Source organism: Streptomyces hundungensis (assembly GCF_003627815.1).
GTDB lineage: Bacteria > Actinomycetota > Actinomycetes > Streptomycetales > Streptomycetaceae > Streptomyces > Streptomyces hundungensis_A.
Genome location: NZ_CP032698.1, coordinates 1104755 through 1121053, shown reverse-complemented (window position 1 = coordinate 1121053; position 16299 = coordinate 1104755). Strand labels below are relative to the sequence as shown.

14 protein-coding genes are annotated in these 16299 nt (G+C 71.2%); 9 read left to right on the top strand and 5 right to left on the bottom strand.

Annotation, left to right across the window (positions count from 1 at the left end; genetic code table 11):
• Positions 1–2: 2 nt before the first annotated feature.
• The gene (locus tag DWB77_RS05085) at positions 3–2882 is read right to left on the bottom strand and encodes a helix-turn-helix transcriptional regulator (RefSeq protein ID WP_120720093.1); all 2880 of its coding nucleotides are present in this window, start codon (positions 2880–2882) and stop codon (positions 3–5) included.
• A 248-nt stretch (positions 2883–3130) separates the two neighbouring features.
• Entirely contained in the window at positions 3131–5299 is a 2169-nt protein-coding gene (locus DWB77_RS05080; RefSeq protein ID WP_120720092.1) for a M4 family metallopeptidase, read from the bottom strand.
• A 378-nt stretch (positions 5300–5677) separates the two neighbouring features.
• On the opposite strand from DWB77_RS05080, the gene DWB77_RS05075 reads away from it, so the two are divergent.
• From DWB77_RS05075 to DWB77_RS05065, 3 genes are all read left to right on the top strand, one after another.
• On the top strand, positions 5678–6160 hold the full coding sequence (locus tag DWB77_RS05075) for a response regulator (protein WP_120720091.1): 483 nt from the start codon (positions 5678–5680) through the stop codon (positions 6158–6160).
• Positions 6161–6245: 85 nt separating this feature from the next.
• On the top strand, positions 6246–6482 hold the full coding sequence (locus DWB77_RS05070) for a DUF5133 domain-containing protein (protein ID WP_120720090.1): 237 nt from the start codon (positions 6246–6248) through the stop codon (positions 6480–6482).
• Positions 6483–6606: 124 nt separating this feature from the next.
• The gene (locus tag DWB77_RS05065) at positions 6607–7461 is read left to right on the top strand and encodes a GAF and ANTAR domain-containing protein (RefSeq protein ID WP_120720089.1); all 855 of its coding nucleotides are present in this window, start codon (positions 6607–6609) and stop codon (positions 7459–7461) included.
• Positions 7462–7543: 82 nt separating this feature from the next.
• On the opposite strand, the gene DWB77_RS05060 is transcribed toward DWB77_RS05065, so the two are convergent.
• Positions 7544–7993 carry an SRPBCC family protein gene (locus DWB77_RS05060; RefSeq protein WP_120720088.1) on the bottom strand — a complete coding sequence of 150 codons (450 nt, stop codon included), beginning with the start codon at positions 7991–7993 and terminating at the stop codon, positions 7544–7546.
• Positions 7994–8185: 192 nt separating this feature from the next.
• On the opposite strand from DWB77_RS05060, the gene DWB77_RS05055 reads away from it, so the two are divergent.
• The 6 genes from DWB77_RS05055 to DWB77_RS38390 all read left to right on the top strand — a co-directional run bounded on the left by DWB77_RS05055 (position 8186) and on the right by DWB77_RS38390 (position 14903).
• Positions 8186–8605 (top strand): phage holin family protein, encoded by a 420-nt coding sequence (locus DWB77_RS05055; RefSeq protein WP_120720087.1) that lies wholly within the window; start codon positions 8186–8188, stop codon positions 8603–8605.
• Complete coding sequence (locus tag DWB77_RS05050) at positions 8602–9048, top strand: DUF3618 domain-containing protein (protein ID WP_120720086.1); 447 nt, start codon at positions 8602–8604, stop codon at positions 9046–9048. The genes DWB77_RS05055 and DWB77_RS05050 overlap by 4 nt, the downstream gene beginning before the upstream one ends.
• On the top strand, positions 9045–9311 hold the full coding sequence (locus DWB77_RS05045; RefSeq protein ID WP_120720085.1) for a DUF4235 domain-containing protein: 267 nt from the start codon (positions 9045–9047) through the stop codon (positions 9309–9311). The genes DWB77_RS05050 and DWB77_RS05045 overlap by 4 nt, the downstream gene beginning before the upstream one ends.
• A gap of 253 nt (positions 9312–9564) precedes the next feature.
• Complete coding sequence (locus DWB77_RS05040) at positions 9565–11112, top strand: hypothetical protein (RefSeq protein WP_246033414.1); 1548 nt, start codon at positions 9565–9567, stop codon at positions 11110–11112.
• A gap of 37 nt (positions 11113–11149) precedes the next feature.
• Positions 11150–12811, top strand: a complete 1662-nt coding sequence (locus DWB77_RS05035) for a peptidase M23 (protein ID WP_120720084.1) — start codon at positions 11150–11152, stop codon at positions 12809–12811.
• A gap of 115 nt (positions 12812–12926) precedes the next feature.
• Positions 12927–14903: a glycosyl hydrolase family 32 gene (locus tag DWB77_RS38390; protein ID WP_216826832.1), complete on the top strand. Its 1977-nt coding sequence runs from the start codon at positions 12927–12929 to the stop codon at positions 14901–14903.
• Positions 14904–14956: 53 nt separating this feature from the next.
• Here DWB77_RS38390 and DWB77_RS05025 read toward each other — a convergent pair whose 3' ends face one another.
• The gene (locus tag DWB77_RS05025) at positions 14957–15178 is read right to left on the bottom strand and encodes a hypothetical protein (RefSeq protein WP_120720083.1); all 222 of its coding nucleotides are present in this window, start codon (positions 15176–15178) and stop codon (positions 14957–14959) included.
• Positions 15179–15333: 155 nt separating this feature from the next.
• Positions 15334–16266, bottom strand: coding sequence for a DUF4232 domain-containing protein (locus tag DWB77_RS05020; protein ID WP_120720082.1), 933 nt, complete (start codon positions 16264–16266; stop codon positions 15334–15336).
• Positions 16267–16299: the final 33 nt, after the last annotated feature.

Genomic DNA, 16299 nt, shown 5'->3' with positions numbered 1-16299 from the left:
GTTCAGGACGTGGGCGGCGCCATCACCATGCGGGTGATGTCCACCCGCGATTTCGCGCCCAGCTTGCGGTAGGCGCGGGTGAGAGCCGCTTCTACGGTCTTGACGCTGAGGACGAGACCTGTGGCGATCTCGCGGTTGGTCGCGCCCTGCGCGACGCGGGCGACGACGCTGCGCTCCGTCGTCGTGAGGGGATCCGACCACGAGCCGCCCTCGGGCGGGCGAAACGTGATGTCCTCCGCGCGGTCGCGTTCGGCTCGGGTCATCGCGATCCACGGTCGGGCGTCGGCCCTGGTGAAGAGGCGCAGGGCGGACGCGAAGGCGGCGCGGGCGCCGGGCTCGTCTCCGGCGCGGCGCAGGACCCGGCCGAGGACCGCCCTGGTGCGGGCCTCTTCCCACGGGTATCCAGCGGCCCGCAGGCGTACCGCCGCACTCTCCAACTTCTGTGCTGCCAGGGCGAGTTCACCTCGGGACGCGTCGACCGCCGCGGACGCCCGGCCGAGTACGGCCAGGACGCCGGGCCGCCCGAGCCGCTCGGCCTGGTCGCGGGCGTGAGCGATGACCGCCGCCGCCTCGTCCGGGGCGCCGTCGGCGGCCAGGGCCTCCGCGAGGTCGGCGTGCCACCGTCGGGTCGCGGGGTCCCGCTGTCCCTGCGCGGTCTCCAACCGGCCCGCGCGGCGCAGGAGTTCGACCGCCGCGCCCGTCTGCCCGGCGAACAGTCTGATCCTTCCCTCGGCGTGCAGCGCCCGGGGCAGGAAGAGCCTGTCGTCGTCGTCCTCGCTGTGCCGTCCGGCCGCCTCGGCCGCGGTGAGCGCCTGGCTCAAGCTGCCGCCGGCGGTTTCGGCGAGCGAGACCGCGTACCAGGCGGGACCCTGGCTCAGGCCCGCCTCTTCGATGATGCGCAGGCTCTGCCGGGCGAGGGTCAGGGCCGGCCGGCACCGTCCGCGCTGAATCTCGACCTGTGCGAGACCGATGAGGCACTGGCTCAGGCTGTCGGCCGATCCGCGCTGTCGCAGCCGGTAGACGAGGGTGCGCAACTCGGCTCTGGCTTCGTCCAGTTCGTCGCGCACCAGATGGAAGCGGTGCTTGAGGTAGAGGGGGCCGTTGTGATGGGCCATGGCGTGTGGATCGTGCGGCGCGGCGAGGGCCGCGGCCAGGGTCGTCTCCGCTTCGGGCAGGCCCAGGAAGAGTTCCAGGGAGGCCTGTTGGGTGAGTGCCATGAGCTCGGTGCGCCGGTCTCCGGTCCCCGCCGCGAGCCGTGCGGCGCGGACGGCGTGGTCACGGGCTCGTGCCGCGGACCCGCCGACCATCCACGCGCGCCAGCTCATCCGGTAGTGCAACTGGGCCAGCAGTTCGGGGTCGCCCGCCGCGTCGCGCACCGCCTCCGGGAAGACGTCCGCGATCTCGGCCATCGCCTGCCCGCAGGAGTCGATGACCACGTTCCAGGCGCGCACCCGGTCGGCCGGCCGGTCGGCGTCGCCCAGCACCTGGTGGGCGAGCTGCCGCGCGAAGTCGAGGTCACCGGCCTCGATGCCGTCCTCGGCGGCGGTGAGCCTGCGCTCGACGTCGACGTACGCCTGACCGGCCGGTGTGTACTCGGCGGCCAGCCGGCCGAGTCTCGCCGCGGTCCTGGGCGCACCCCGGCGCCGGGCGGCCGAGGCGGCCGCGACGAGCCGGGTCGCCACCGCCGGATCGGGCCCCGCCGACAGGCGGGCGATGTGGTGCGCGCGCTCGACGGGGTCGTCGGAGGCGTCGGCGAGGGCCTGGTGCGCGTCCACCAGATGTTCGTACGGGGTCTCGGCGCACAACACCATCGGCGTCAGCGGATCGAGGAACCTGATGGTGTCGTGGTCCGAGGCCGCGAGGGCGCGAATGATGCCCTGCCGAGCACAGACGTCGAGGTCGACCGCGGCATGGGGGCAGCCCGCGCGGCGCAGCAACTCCACCGTGGGGCGCGCGGCGGTGGCCGCGACGACCAGCGTGTGACGGGCCCGCGCGGGCAGGACGCCGAGCCGGTCGAGGATCGGCCGCCGCAGGGAGTCCGGCACGGGAAGCGGCTCGGCGCAGTCGGGCACGTCGGCGCCCTCCACTCGGACGCGCTCGTCGAGCGCGGCGCTGAGCTCCAGTGCGGTACGGGGGTTGCCCCCGCTCATCCGGTGCAGCCGTGCGACGAGCGCGCGGGGCCAGGACGGATGGTCGTGCCGTTCCAGGAGCTCGGCCACCTCGTGGGCCGTCATGGGCGGGACCACGACCCGGCGGACCGGACGCGGGCACAGTTCCAGCGCCCCGACCGGGTCGACGAGGGAGGGCTCGGGGCCCTCTCCCGAGCACAGGGTGGCCAACACCGACAGGCCCGGATCGCCGCGCCGCGCAAGGTACTTGAGGATTTCCGCCGTCGGCTGGTCGAGCCACTGCGCGTCGTCCACGACCAGCAGGAGCGGACCGGCGCCGCGCAGCACCGCGAGCACCTTGCGGACGGCGATCCGCAGGACCAGCGCGTCACGCCCGGCCGCCGGACCGCCCTCCGTGCCGCTGCCGCACTCCAGGGCGCGGGCGCTGCGCAGCAGGGTGTCTTCGAGTACGGCCCTCTCGTGGGCGGCCAGGACGTCGAGGGCGGTGTCGGGGAGATCGGACAGCAGGTCGATGAGCCCGATGAACGGGGTGTTCCTCTCGGTGGGGCAGGGCGAGCAGCGCATCATGGTCTGCCCGAAACCTGTTAAGTCCGCGGCGAGTTGGGACACGAGCGTGGTCCTGCCGATGCCCGCGGGGCCGGTGAGCAGGACACCGCCGCCGCGCGCCAGCTGGGCCCGTACGGTGTCGAGAATCCCACCGCGCTCGACGGTGAGCGGCCGTGTGCCGGTCGGCAGGGTGGACGGCTCGGTCATCGCAAGCCCCTTTGGACGCAACCTCGTTCACGCCCCGGACATCGATCGTGAACCTGCCCTTGGTGGTGCCGCGCCGAATGTAGGACCGCCGTCGGCGAAAGGTCAAGACCAATCGAGGATCCGGCGGCCCGGTCCTCCACATGAGCACGCCGGGCGCCCACGCACGGAACCGGGCCGCCGGTCGCAAGACCAACGGCCCGATTCCCAGCGGGAGTTACTAGCGGGCGATGAGCGGAGTCAGAGGAGACTCAGCAGGCTCCCGCGTCCTTCCAGACGGCCCAGGAACCGGGCGCGCCCGGCTCGGCGCCGGTCGAGTACCACTGCGAGGACCACTTGTGGCCGTTGTACGCGACCTGGTCGCCCGGCACATAGCTGCGGGAGGCGCTCCAGGCCGGCAGATCGCCACAGCCCTGGGGCGGCGTGCCGCCGTCGGTGATCGTCCAGGTGAAGGAGGCCGTGCCGGTGGCGTTGTCGGTGTTCTTCGCCGTGACGGTCACCGACGAGGTGCCGGCGGTCGTCGGAGTACCGCTGATGAGACCGGTGGAGGAGTTGATCGAAAGACCCGCGGGCAGGCCGGTCGCACTGTAGGTGAGCGTCTGACCGCCCGGGTCGCTCGCCTGGATCTGCACGGAGACGGCGGTGCCGACCGTGCCCTTCTGGTTGCCCGGGTTGGTCACCGAAGGCGAACCCGGCTGGCTGTTGCAGCTGCCGGGAACGGGGTCGGCGCCGGTGACGCTGACCGCCGCCCAGGCGGCGTCGATGGTGTTGTACTCGGTGCAGTGCGTGCCGTAGAGGTCAGCGGCGGCGCGCAGCGAGTCGGTGCGTGCCTGGTGGTAGTTCTCGCTGCTGTTGGCGTAGGAGGCGAGCGCCTTGTACCAGATCTTGGCGGCCTTGTCGTTGCCGATGCCGGTCACCGTCGAGTTGTTGCAGGTGGGGCTGGAGCCGTAGCCGTGGTCGCCGCTGCCGACGGCCGCGAGGAAGAACCAGTGGTTCAGCGGGCCCATCGAGTAGTGCGGGTCGAGACCGCCGTTGCTGCTGTTCCAGCAGTTGGGGGACTGGCCGTCGAGTGAGGGGTTGTACATGTAGCGCAGCGGCCGGTTGTCACCGTTGATGTTGATGAGCTCGCCCATGGTGTAGTCGGGCGTGTCCACCGGGTTGTTGGCGTAGAACTCGACCATCGTGCCGAAGATGTCGCTGGTGCCCTCGTTCATGCCGCCGGTCTCACCGGTCTCGTCCCAGCCGGTGAGCGCGCCACTGACACCGTGGCTCATCTCGTGCCCCGCGACGTCGAGTTCGACCAGCGGACGCGCGTTGTTCTGGCCGTCGCCGTACGTCATCTGGGTGCCGTCCCAGAACGCGTTCACATAGGCGTTGCCGTAGTGCGTGCGGGACGGCACGCCCCGGCCGTCGCCGAAGATGCCGTTGCGGCCCTGCACGTTCTTGTAGTAGTCGAACGTCTTCGCCGCGCCGTAGTGCACATCCGCGCCGGCCGAGGCGGGGTCGCTGGTGGAGCCGTTGCCGAAGGTGCCGCTGGAGCTGGTGAAGACCGAACCGGTGCCGCTGGTGGCGTGGTTGAGGTTGGTGGTGTAGCCGTTGCCGTGCGCGGGGTCCGTCATCGAGTAGCCGCTGCCGCTCTGGGTGACGTCGAGCGCGACCTTTCCGCTGTAGATCGACTGGCCCGTCCCGGCGGCCGTCGGTGCGGCGGCCCGCGCCGCCGCACCGACCTTCGAGGCGGTGGCGCGCGCGGCCCCCTCGACCGCGAACGTGCTCACCTCGTCACTGGTCCGTACGACCTTGCCGGTACGGGCGTCCACCAGGACGTGCAGTCGGCTCGGCGTACGGTCCGGGCGCACGCCGCTGACGACCGTCTCCCACACCAAGGTCGCCCCGGTGCCTTCCATCCGCACCGCGAGGTGCGCGGCGGACACCGACTCGACCTGTCCCCTGAACACGGCCTTCGAAGCGTCCACGGCGCTGGACGCGGCCAGTTGGGGCTCGGTGGAGACCGACGCCGAGGTCCCCGAACCGGTGGCGAGCGACCGGTACGTACCGTCCTTGTCCAGGCGCACGACGACGTCGCCGCCATAGGTGGGAAGGCCCTTGTACGTGCGGTCGAAGCGGACGGAGGCGGAGCCGTCCCGGTCCACGATCAGGTTGCGGACGAAGAAGGCGTCCCCGTCGGCCCGGTGTGCGGCGCCCGCGTGGGCCGCCAACGCCTTCTGCGCGGCGTCGACGACCCGGCTGCGAACGGCGGGTGTCGGGTCGGCCGTGAAGGGAGCGGCGGCGAAGGCGACCGGGCCGGCCGGTGGCGCGGGGTGCGGCGCCGGGGCCGCGGTGGCGGCGGGCAGGGCGACGGCGGACGCGGACAGACAGGCCAGCGCGACCGTCAAGAGTCTCGCGGCTCTTGGTATCTCCATAGGAGTGGGGGTTCCTTTCGCTTCAGGCGCGGGGGCGTCCACCGCTGACACGCGAGGGCGTCGGGGAGGCAGCGGACAGGTGCGGGTGTGCGGGTGTGCGGGTGTGCGGGTGTACGGGTGTGCTGACGGCGCCGCTCGTGGCGGGAGCCGCGCCAACGCATGAGTGTCCGCAGCCGCCTGCGCGCCCGACAGGCACTGGAGCGAGTGCGAGGGGTTTCCCTACCCCCCGTTCCCGGCGCCTTCGCCGCGGATCGATCGACGGACGGATCACCGATCCCCGCCCGGCACGCGGCCGGATCTGGCTATGCTCGGATTTCGGAGGAGTCAGGCAGCGGCTCTCCCGCTCATCGCCCAGTGACGATCAGTGGAGAGACGCCCATGCCCGCGCCATCGCCCGCAGTCGGCCCGCCCGGCTCCCCGCCCACTACCGAACGCGCGCTCCTCCTCGTCGACGACCACGAGGACAACCTCTTCGCGCTCGAACACGTACTGGCTCCGCTGGGCCGGAGGCTGCTGCGGGCCACCAGCGGCGAACAGGCCCTCAAGACCGTGCTGCGCCATCCGGTCGCCGCGGTGGTGATGGACGTCGCGATGCCCGGCATCGACGGCCTCGACACCCTGTCCTACCTCTCGCGCCTGGATCTGACGCGCGAGGTGCCGGTGCTGCTCATCACCGGCACCGGCCGCGACGACCGCCTCGCCGAGCGCGCCTTCCGCATGGGCGCCGCGGGGCTGCTGATCAAGCCCGTCGATCCCTGGGCGCTGCGCTGCCATGTGCGCGGTCTCGCGGACCTGTGTGCCGGTACGCGGCCCACCGCTGCCGGGCTCGTCCCGTCGGCCCGTAACGGGCCCCGGGTGTAGGACCCGCAACGGGCCCCGGGTGTAGGAATCGTGACTGGGGGCAGCAGAGACCGTGTCCAGACTGCCCCGACCGGAGGTTCCCCCCATGCTGCTGGCCCACCCCGCCGTGCTTCGCGAACTCCTCGACGAATACACCGCGCTCAGCGCGCTGGAGGCGAGCGAAGGAAGCGAGGCGACCCGTCAGCGCCTGGGCGACGTGGCGTACACCCTGTGCGTGTCCACGGGCACCCGGGACATCGACGCCGCCGTGATCGCCGCCCGGCACGGGCTGCCCGGGGCCCGGACCTTCGACGACTCCGTGCTGGAGAGTGTCGCCGGTTGAGCGTGAGCCCTTCTCGCCAGAACGACATGGGTGATGTGCAGGACGCGAGTTTCGACACAATAGTTTCGACACAACAGTGGGGAACAGCCGACCCACGCCGGCCCTCACCCGGAGGAACCTCCGCATGACGGACAAACCCGCCCCCGACACCCGGGACGTGGCGGTGCTGCGGGAGGAACTCGCGCGGCTGCGCGAGGAGGCCCACCATCTGCGGGCCCAGGTCCGCACCCGGCCGCTGATCTCGCAGGCCCAGGGGATCCTCGCGGAGCGCTACCGGCTGCCCGACGCCGAGAGCGCCTTCGCCCTGCTGCGGCTCGCCTCGCAGCACCACAACGTGAAGCTCCGGGTGCTCGCGGAGGCGGTGACCCGGGCGCCAAGACCCCAGGGCCGGGGAGGCCCATGGCTTCCCCGGCCCTCGCAGGAGCCACCGCCGCTCGAATCGATCGGGGTGGACACCCCCGACGCGGTCGACCGCGGCAGGGTGCTGCGTGAGGTGCTCTCCCAGGCGCTGGCCGTCACCGGCGCGGGCATGGGCAACGTACAGATCGCCGACCCGGCCGCCGAAGAGCTGCGCATCGTGCAACACACCGGCCTGGACGCCCAGTTCATCAAGCACTTCGCCGTCGTTGGCGCCGGAACCACCTCATGCGCCCAGGCCGCCGAAGGCGGCGAGCTGACCACCGTCCACGACGTGGCCACCCACCCCGTCTTCAGCGAACGGGACCGGCGCGCCATCCTCCTCGCGGGCAGCCGCGCCTGTCACAGCGTTCCGCTCCTGGACGAGGACGGCGTGTGCCGAGGCGTCGTATCCGCGCACCTCGAACGTCCCGCCAAGGCATTGCACCCCGCCCAGGTCGCGGCGCTCGGCGCCGTTGGACAGGAGGCGGGCCGGTGGCTCGGCTGGCAGGAGCGCGGCCTGATCCGCGAGGCCCTGGAACACCTCCACGCCCTGGGACGTCAGGGTTCGGGGAACTCGTAGCCGAAGCCCACGGCCGACGGGGCGGGACGCGGTCGCGCGGGGTGGGACGCGGTCGCGCCGACGCCCACCCCGCGGCGCCGCCTCACACCTGGCCGCGCCAGGCACCGGTCTCCGTACCCCGGCTCTCGATGAACGTCTTGAACCGCTTCAGGTCCTGGGTGACCTGGTGCTTGACCAGACCGAGCTTCTCGCCCGCGTTCTCGACGACTCCGTGGGGCTCGTGCTCCAGCTGCAACATCACCTTGGTGTGGCCGTCGTCCAGGCGGTGGAAGGTCACCACACCCGCCTGACGGACGTCGCCGCCCACCGAGGTCCACGCCACCCGCTCGTCCGGGATCTGCTCGACGATCTCGGCGTCGAACTCCCGGGACACGCCGTCGACCTTGGTCACCCAGTGGGTCAGGGTCGGGGTGCGCTGCTCGATGCGCTCCACTCCGCCCATGAACTGCGGGAACTCCTCGAACTGCGTCCACTGGTTGTACGCGACGCCGACCGGGACGGCGACCTCAACGGATTCTTCGACCTTCGACATGGTTGCGCTTCCTTTCGACGTGTTCGGCTGCGGTGCCGACCCGCGTACCCGAGTCACGAACACGTACACACCCAGCGGCGACGCCCGCCTCGCCCCGGCCCAGGAACGGCTTGTTGTACGCGTTCCGGGATGGCACGGCCGCATTCGGGTACTCGCGCGACGCAGGGCCGAGGAACCAGGAGGCGACACACCATGACCACCCCACCGCCCCGGCGCGGCACGGACACCCCGCCCGAGCCGGTCAACGAACTCGTCCAACGCGCCTCACATCAGCTCACCGAGCTGGTACGGGCCGAAATGCGGCTGGCCCAGGCCGAGTTGAAGGAGAAGGGCAAGCGGTACGGCAAGGGCGGCGGCCTGTTCGGCGGAGCCGGAGTGACCGGCTTCCTCACCTTGCAGGCTCTGGTCATCACGGCCATCTGCGCCCTCGCCGTCGCCCTCCCGGCATGGAGCGCCGCGCTGATCGTGACCGCCCTGCTGGGCCTGATCACCGCGCTCCTCGCCCTCAGCGGCAAGAAGGAGGTCAGCCGGGGTGGCCCGCCCACGCCCCAGCAGACCGTCGAGAGCGTCAAGACCGATGTGGCGGAGATCAAGGAGAGTGCACGGCGATGACCCAGTCCCCGCAAGAGGGCCCCAACGCCCCCACCCGCGAGCAGATCGGCCACGAGGTCGAGGAAGCCCGCCAGGAACTCGGCCGGACCGTCGAGGCGTTGGCCGCGAAGGCCGACGTCAAGGCGCGCGCCCACGACCGGGCGGCCGAGCTCAAGGAACAGGTCGGCACCCGGGTCGCCGTCCTGTCCGACGAGGTCAAAGCCGCGGCGCAGGTAGTGCAGGAGAAGGTGCCCGCACCCGTCAGGGAGCGGGTCGCGGTCGCCGGTGGACAGGTGTCCGCCGCGGCCGGACGGCTCTGGCGGGACAAGGCGCCCGAACCGGTGCGCCACACGGTTGCCCGTGGCGCCCGTTCCGCCCGGGAACACTCGACCATGCTGTTCGCCGTGGCGGGCGCGACCGGCGCCTGGCTCCTGCTGCGCCGCCGTGACCGGGGGCGCCGATGAACGCGGTCAAGATCGCCTACAAGCCGGTCGGTTTCACACTCGGCATCCTCAGCGGCGTCCTCGCCCAGCAACTCTTCAAGCGGGCCTGGAGCCTGATCGACGACGACGGGGATTCGCCCGACGCCACCGACGAGAACCGCACCTGGCAGACGGTGCTCCTCGCCGCGGCCCTCGAAGGCGCGATCCTGGCCGGCGTCAGGGCCGCAGTCGACCGCGCCGGCGCCACGGCGACCCGCCGAGTGACGGGCACCTGGCCGGGCTGACTCCGAGATCGGCCCGGGTGACGGGCAGTTGGCCCGGCCGGCGCCGAGGAATGCCTGGATGACGGCCGGTTGGCCGGGTCGACTCCGAGAACGGACCGGCTGATGGGCAGTTGGCCCGGCTGACGTCGCGAGCGGGCCGGCCCGTCGTCTCGGCCGGTCGGCCTGCCCGGGCACCTGGCCGGTCGCCGCCCCATTCCATCGCCATTTCATCGAGCCTCTCTACCGTCGGTCACCGACGAGCGGGGAGGCTCACATGACGTCCTTCAGATCAATGCTCGGCAGGTTGCTCCTGCTGTTGCTGGTGGGCGTGGTCACCCTGGGTGTGACCACGCCCGCCGGCGCGAAAACGGCCGACTCCTCCGACCGCGGCGGCCCCATCACCCGGAGCGAGGTGATCTGGCGCGCCCAGTACTGGGTGGACCAGGCGCCGTCGTACGACCAGCACGGCAAGGCTCCGGGCCCCGGCGGCGACTACGACTACCGCACCGACTGTTCCGGGTACGTCTCCATGGCCTGGCACCTCGACGCGGCGCCGAACACCCAGGGGCTGCCCGGCTATGCGCGTCCGATCGGACGGGACGAGCTGCGTCCCGGGGACGTCCTCAACTCCTTCAGGGACCACGTCCTGATCTTCCACGAGTGGCTGGACGACCAGGGCGGCTTCTCGTACTACAGCTTCGGTGGGGGCAGCAGCGGGGTCGCGCCGCCCGGGCACTTCCGCGCCAACATCAACAACGCCTCGCTCGACGGCCATCCCAACGGCGACTACCAGGCGCTCCGCTACGTCAACATCATCGAGGAATCCGCGGCGCGCCCGCACCCTTATGCCTCGGGTCGGGTGGTGTCGGGGCGTTCGGCGGATGGTCGGTTGGAGAGTTTCGCGGCGGGTGCTGATGGGGTGTATCACGCGTGGCAGACCGAGGTGAATGGTGGGTGGTCGACCTGGCGGTTCGAGGGTGGGCCGCGGAACGCGCAGTTGGCTGTGGCGGTGAATGCCGATGGCCGGCTGGAGTTGTTCGCGCTCTCGGACAGCACGTTGGATCACATGTGGCAGACGGGTCCGAGTGCGGGTTGGTCGGGTTGGGCGAATTTCGGGACCGGGGGGTATCGGCTGGCCGCGGGTAACAACGCGGATGGTCGTATCGAGGTGTTCGCGTCCAACTCCACTGGTGTGTATCACCGTTGGCAGACCGCCCCGAGTGGTGGCTGGGACCAGTGGAAGGGCGTTGCCGGCGCCCCCACCAACGCGCGTCTTGCGATGGAGAACGCTCCTGATGGGCGACTCGAAGTGTTCGCGCTCTCGGACAGCACCTTCGGGCACCTGTGGCAGACCGAGGTCAACGGAGACTGGTCGGCCTGGGACAAGTTCGGCGACGGCGGCCACGATCTGACGGTCAATCACAACACCGACGGCCGACTGGAAGTGTTCGCGTCCGGCCCCGCCGGCGTCTTCCACCGCTGGCAGACCGGCGCCACCACCTGGTCCCCCTGGACCGGGACGGACGGGCCCGCCAACGCCCAACTGGCCTCGGACCGCACGCTCGACGGCCGCGTCGAGGTGTTCGCGATCAACGGCAGCATCGCCGCGCACATGTGGCAGACCGACCCGAACGCCCCCTACTCGGCGTGGGACCACTTCGGCGACGGCGGTACGGGGATCAGCGCGGGCCACAACGCCGACGGGCGCATCGAGGTCTTCGCGACCAACAGCACCGGTGTCTTCCACAAGTGGCAGACGGGGTTCGCCAGTTGGTCGCAGTGGGGCTGGGTGAACGACTCCGCGGGCCCCGGCATCGGATGAATTCCGCACACTTCCCTTCAGAGCAGAGAGTCTCACCATGGCCAGAAGAAATTTACGTCGCATGCTCAGCAGACTGGCCCTGGCGGTCGGTGTCTGGGTGTCGATCATCGGGCTGACCGCGTCCATCGCCAGTGCCACACCCTCACCCGTGCCGCCCCCCGGAAACGACCGGTCCGGCGTCTCGCGGTATTTCAGCGGTCCGCAAGGCTTCGCCATTCCCACCGTGCCCTGTGACCCGGCCGGACCGTCGGCCACCGACGGCATCATGGCCGACCAGCTCGACCCACAGCTGCACGCGAAGATGGCCGGCTATCTGGACGCGTACAAGATGTCCTGCGCGCGCATGGTGGTGCAGGCGGTGAAGGACCGGGGACTCAACCAGAGGGCCGCCGCCATAGCCATCGCCACGATCATCGTCGAAAGCAGCATGAACAACTACGCCCAGGCCGTCGACTACACCAGCCTCGGGCTCTTCCAGCAGCAGGAGTGGTGGGGCTCCCGGGAGGAGCGCCTCAACCCGGCCCACGCCACCAACACCTTCCTCGACCACATGGAACAGCAGTACCCGAACGGTTCCTGGAACAACGAGGAGGTCGGCGAGGTGTGCTGGCACATCCAGCAGCCGAGGGAGGACCTGCGCGGGTTGTACGCGCTCCAGGCGGACGACGCGACGATCATCGCCAACGCGCTGTGGTCCGGGATGAGCAACAAGACCAAGCATCCTTACGCTTCGGGTCGGGTGGTGTCGGGGCGTTCGGCGGATGGTCGGTTGGAGAGTTTCGCGGCGGGTGCTGATGGGGTGTATCACGCGTGGCAGACCGAGGTGAATGGTGGGTGGTCGGCGTGGCGGTTCGAGGGTGGGCCGCGTAACGCGCAGTTGGCTGTGGCGGTGAATGCCGATGGCCGGCTGGAGTTGTTCGCGCTCTCGGACAGCACGTTGGATCACATGTGGCAGACGGGTCCGAGTGCGGGTTGGTCGGGTTGGGCTAATTTCGGGACCGGGGGGTATCGGCTGGCCGCGGGTAACAACGCGGATGGTCGTATCGAGGTGTTCGCGTCCAACTCCACTGGTGTGTTCCACCGTTGGCAGACCGCGCCGAGTGGTGGCTGGGACCAGTGGAAGGGCGTTGCCGGCGCCCCCACCAACGCGCGTCTTGCGATGGAGAACGCTCCTGATGGGCGACTCGAAGTGTTCGCGCTCTCGGACAGCACCTTCGGGCACCTGTGGCAGACCGAGGTCAACGGCGACTGGTCGGCCTGGGACAAGTTCGGCGACGGCGGCCACGACGTCGCCGTCAGCTACAACCAGGACGGCCGCCTCGAAGTGTTCGCATCCAACTCCCGCGGCGTGTTCCACCGTTGGCAGACCAGTCCCAGCGCCTGGTCCGAGTGGACGGGTACCGACGGGATCGTCAACGCCGAACTGACGACCTCACGCTCGGTCGACGGGCGGGTCGAGGTGTTCGCCATCAACGCCGACGCCGCCGGGCACGCCTGGCAGACCAGTCCGAACGCGCCGTACTCGGCGTGGGAGAACTTCGGCGGCGGGGGTACCGAGATCGGCGCGAGCAACAACGCCGACGGCCGCATCGAACTGTTCGGTACCAGTCACGCCGGCGTCTATCACCGGTGGCAGACCGGATTCGCCACGTGGTCCGAGTGGGTCCATCTCAACGACGCCGGACCCGCGATCAACTAGCCCTCCCGGCAAGGGACTTCGCGACCACGGGGTCGGCGGCGCCAGTAGGGGGCGCCGGCCCCGGCGGTCGCGGGAGGTTCCCTGCCTGGTTCTCCCGAGCGGAAACGGATGCGTCGTGCGTAGTTCCCGAGCGTTGTGGGTCGTCTTCACGCTCCTGTTCCTGTGGGGCGCGGCCCTGCCTATCGTCTCGACGCGGACGTTCGCCGCGAGTGAGGTGGGGCAGGCGAGCCCCGGCCCGTCGGGGGGTGGGCACGTGGGGGCCACGCCCTTCGTCCAGGTCTATGACCCGAGCGTCGGCGAGGCCGGCCCCTGGTACCTCAACGACCACACGTTCGTACAGGACGACGGGGGCCTCTGGCACCTGTTCGGCATCACCCACCCCGAGCCCTCGAACGATCAGGACGAGACCACCTTCGCGCACGCCACCGCACCGAGCCCGCAGGGACCGTGGACGAAACGGGCCCCGGCCCTCACCGCGGACCCCGCGTACGGGGAGACCCATCTGTGGGCACCGCATGTGATCAAGGACGGGTCCACGTACTACATGTTCTACGCGGGCGGTGGACCCGATGCCGCCAACTCGGCCATCAGCATGGCCACTTCGACCGATCTGTACACCTGGGTCCGGCATCCGGGCGGCCCGCTCTTCCGTGATGGCTACGAGGCGCGCGACCCCATGGTGGCGCGCGTCGGAACCCAGTGGGTCATGTACTACACCGCCACCTCGGAGCCCGGCGGCGGCAACCACGTCGTGGCGTACCGCACCAGCACCGACCTGGTGCACTGGAGCGCCCGGTCGGTCGCCTTCACCGACCCGTCTAGCGGACGCGGCGCGGGCAACACCGAGTCGCCGTTCGTGGTGTTCGCGGAGGGAACCTGGCATCTGTTCCTCGGACCGCGCGGCGGATACGACGACACGGACGTGTTCTGCGCCCCCGACCCGTTCCACTTCTCCGCCGACCAGCTCTGCGGACACGTCTTCAGCCACGCCGCGGAGGTCGTCCGCGCCGAGGGACGGTGGTGGATCAGCCAGGCGGGGTGGGGCCGACGCGGGGTGTGGCTGGCCGGGCTCGACTTCGCCGCGGGCAGTCGGCAGTACGCGGTGGAAGCGGCCTCGGACCCCGGTGACCGGGTGGTGATCGTGTCCGGCGCCGACGGGCGGCAGGAGGCGTTCGTCGGAGGACCCGACCAGATCTGGGGGCGCTATCAGACCGTGAACAACGGGCCCTGGTCCGACTGGTATCCGTTCGGGGGGCCGAAGTCGGCGGTGCTGTCCGCGGCGCGTGACCTCGACGGCCGGCTCGAACTGTTCGCAGCCGGCGAGGGCCGCCTCGACCGCCGGGCGCAGTCGGCGCCCAACGTGTGGCAGGACTGGGAGAACTTCGGCACCGCGGCCCACGACCTGACCGTGACGCAGAACGCCGACGGCCGCTGGGAACTCTTCGCCAGTGGATCTCAGGGCATCTACCACCGCTGGCAGACCGCGCCCGGCGGAGCGTGGGCGGGCTGGGAGCCCTTCGGAGGCCCCGCGGACGCGGTGATCGCCACCGGGCGGGACGCCCGCGGCCGGATCGAGGTGATCGCCGCCGCGAACGACACGGTGCACCGGCGCCTCCAGAGCGCGCCGAGCGGCGGCTGGCCCCCGGCGTTCGAGGAGTTCGGCGCCGTGCCGGGCGTCCAGCACCTGTCGGTCAACAGGCGCCCCGACGGCTCGCTCGACCTGGTGGCCGGCGGCTCGACCGGAGTGTCCCGCAGGGTCCAGTCCGGGCCCTCGGGCACCTGGTCGGGGTGGGACGCGTTCGGCGGGCCGCCCAACGCACGGGTCCACCTGGGCCGCAACGCCGACGGCAGGATGGAGGTCTTCGCCGCCCGCGGTACCGGCACGGCCCACCGCTGGGAGAACGGCTCCGGCTGGTCGGCGTGGGAGGGCTTCGGACCGGGCGCGTCCGGCATCGGCTTCGGCACCAACGCCGACGGGCGTACGGAGATCGTCGCCGGCACCCCCTACGGCCCTCTGAGCGGCCGCTACCAGCTGGCTCCGAGCGGCAACTGGTCCCCCTGGGCGTCCATCGGGGGGCCGCCGTTGGCGTGAGCGCGGTGGGCGGGCCCGTCGTGGGGCCGCGACACGGCAACCTCGTCCGGGTGTCAGGCCGCTCCGTAGTGGTGGGCGGGGGCGCCGTGCCAGGCGATCTCGGGGGAGTCCCCGTCGACCATGGCTTCGGCGTCGCTCTCGTCGATTCCCGACTGGCGGAGGAATTCGATGACGTCCCTGTCGGAGTACGCCACGCCGATGTCCTGGCCGAGGGCGGTGACATGTCGGCCTCCGCGCCCCAGGGGCCGGTGCACGACGATGGGCGGCTCGATCATGCCTCCCACCCTGGCCCGCCCACCGGCCCTCCGCACGCCGGGACCCCTCAAGGGCGGTTCGGCGGAACGGGCTCGCCGCAGCTGTAACCGGCCCACAGGGGCCCACCGGCCCGGTGCAGGATCTCGTCCACATGGCCAGCAGCGGTGAATGACGCTCAGCCGTTCGCCTTCACCCAGGGACTGACGCCGAGCTTGCCAGTCGTCCCGAGGTCGAGGTGCGGGGTCACCGTCACCGGGTCGGCACCGGTCTTGGCTCGAACGCGTACATAGGGCACGTCGACCGCCGTACCGGCCTCCGTGGTGTTGCGCCACACCAGGCTCGCCCGCGCCGCCTCGCCGGGCTTGAGGAGCACGCGCCGTGGCTGCTCGTCGGGTCCGGCGCCGGTGGTGATCCCGCCGCTGCCGTGGAGGATCCTGATGCCGTCGACGGGCCCGAAGTCGTCGTCCAGGAGCTCCAGTTGGGGGTAACCGTCGACGGTGTAGTCGCGTGTGCCGCAGTTGTCGAGGTGCAGGCCCACGATGCGCAGCCCCATCGCCGCGTCGCCCTTGTCCGCGCTGACCCGAATGCCGGAGGCCGGGCAGGTGCCCGGCTGGGCCGGTGCCTCGCCCGCGGGGACCTTGGTCACGTCGAGCACCTTGACCCGTGTGATGCGCGGGGCGGAGGGCGGCAGCTTCCCGGCCCGCACCGTCCCTCGCACCGTCTTCCCCGGCCCGACGTCACGCACGGTCGCGCTCTGGCCGGACATGGCGCCGCCGTCACTGCTCATGAAGGTGAAGTCGATCGAGTAGGTGAGGGTCTTGGTGCCGCTGTTGGTGACGTCGAAGGTCGCGGAGATCCCGGAGTCCCCGTCGAGGGGGAGGGTGTCGGCGGAGACGGACGTACGACGTGTGGGGGAGGGGGAGGCGGTCGGGAGGGTGAGTGAGGTGATCCGTACGCCGTCCTTGCCCGGGTCGTCCACGCGCGTGGTGGACGGCCGTCCGGTGGGGCCGGTGCCCGCGTCGGCGGAGTTCGCGCGTTCGCTCCCGCACGCCGTGAGGAGCAGGGCGGTCGCGGCCAGAACGGGCAGGAGGGAACCAGGACTTCGCATGGGTCCCACCCCATCAGGGCGCGGCTCGGCCGA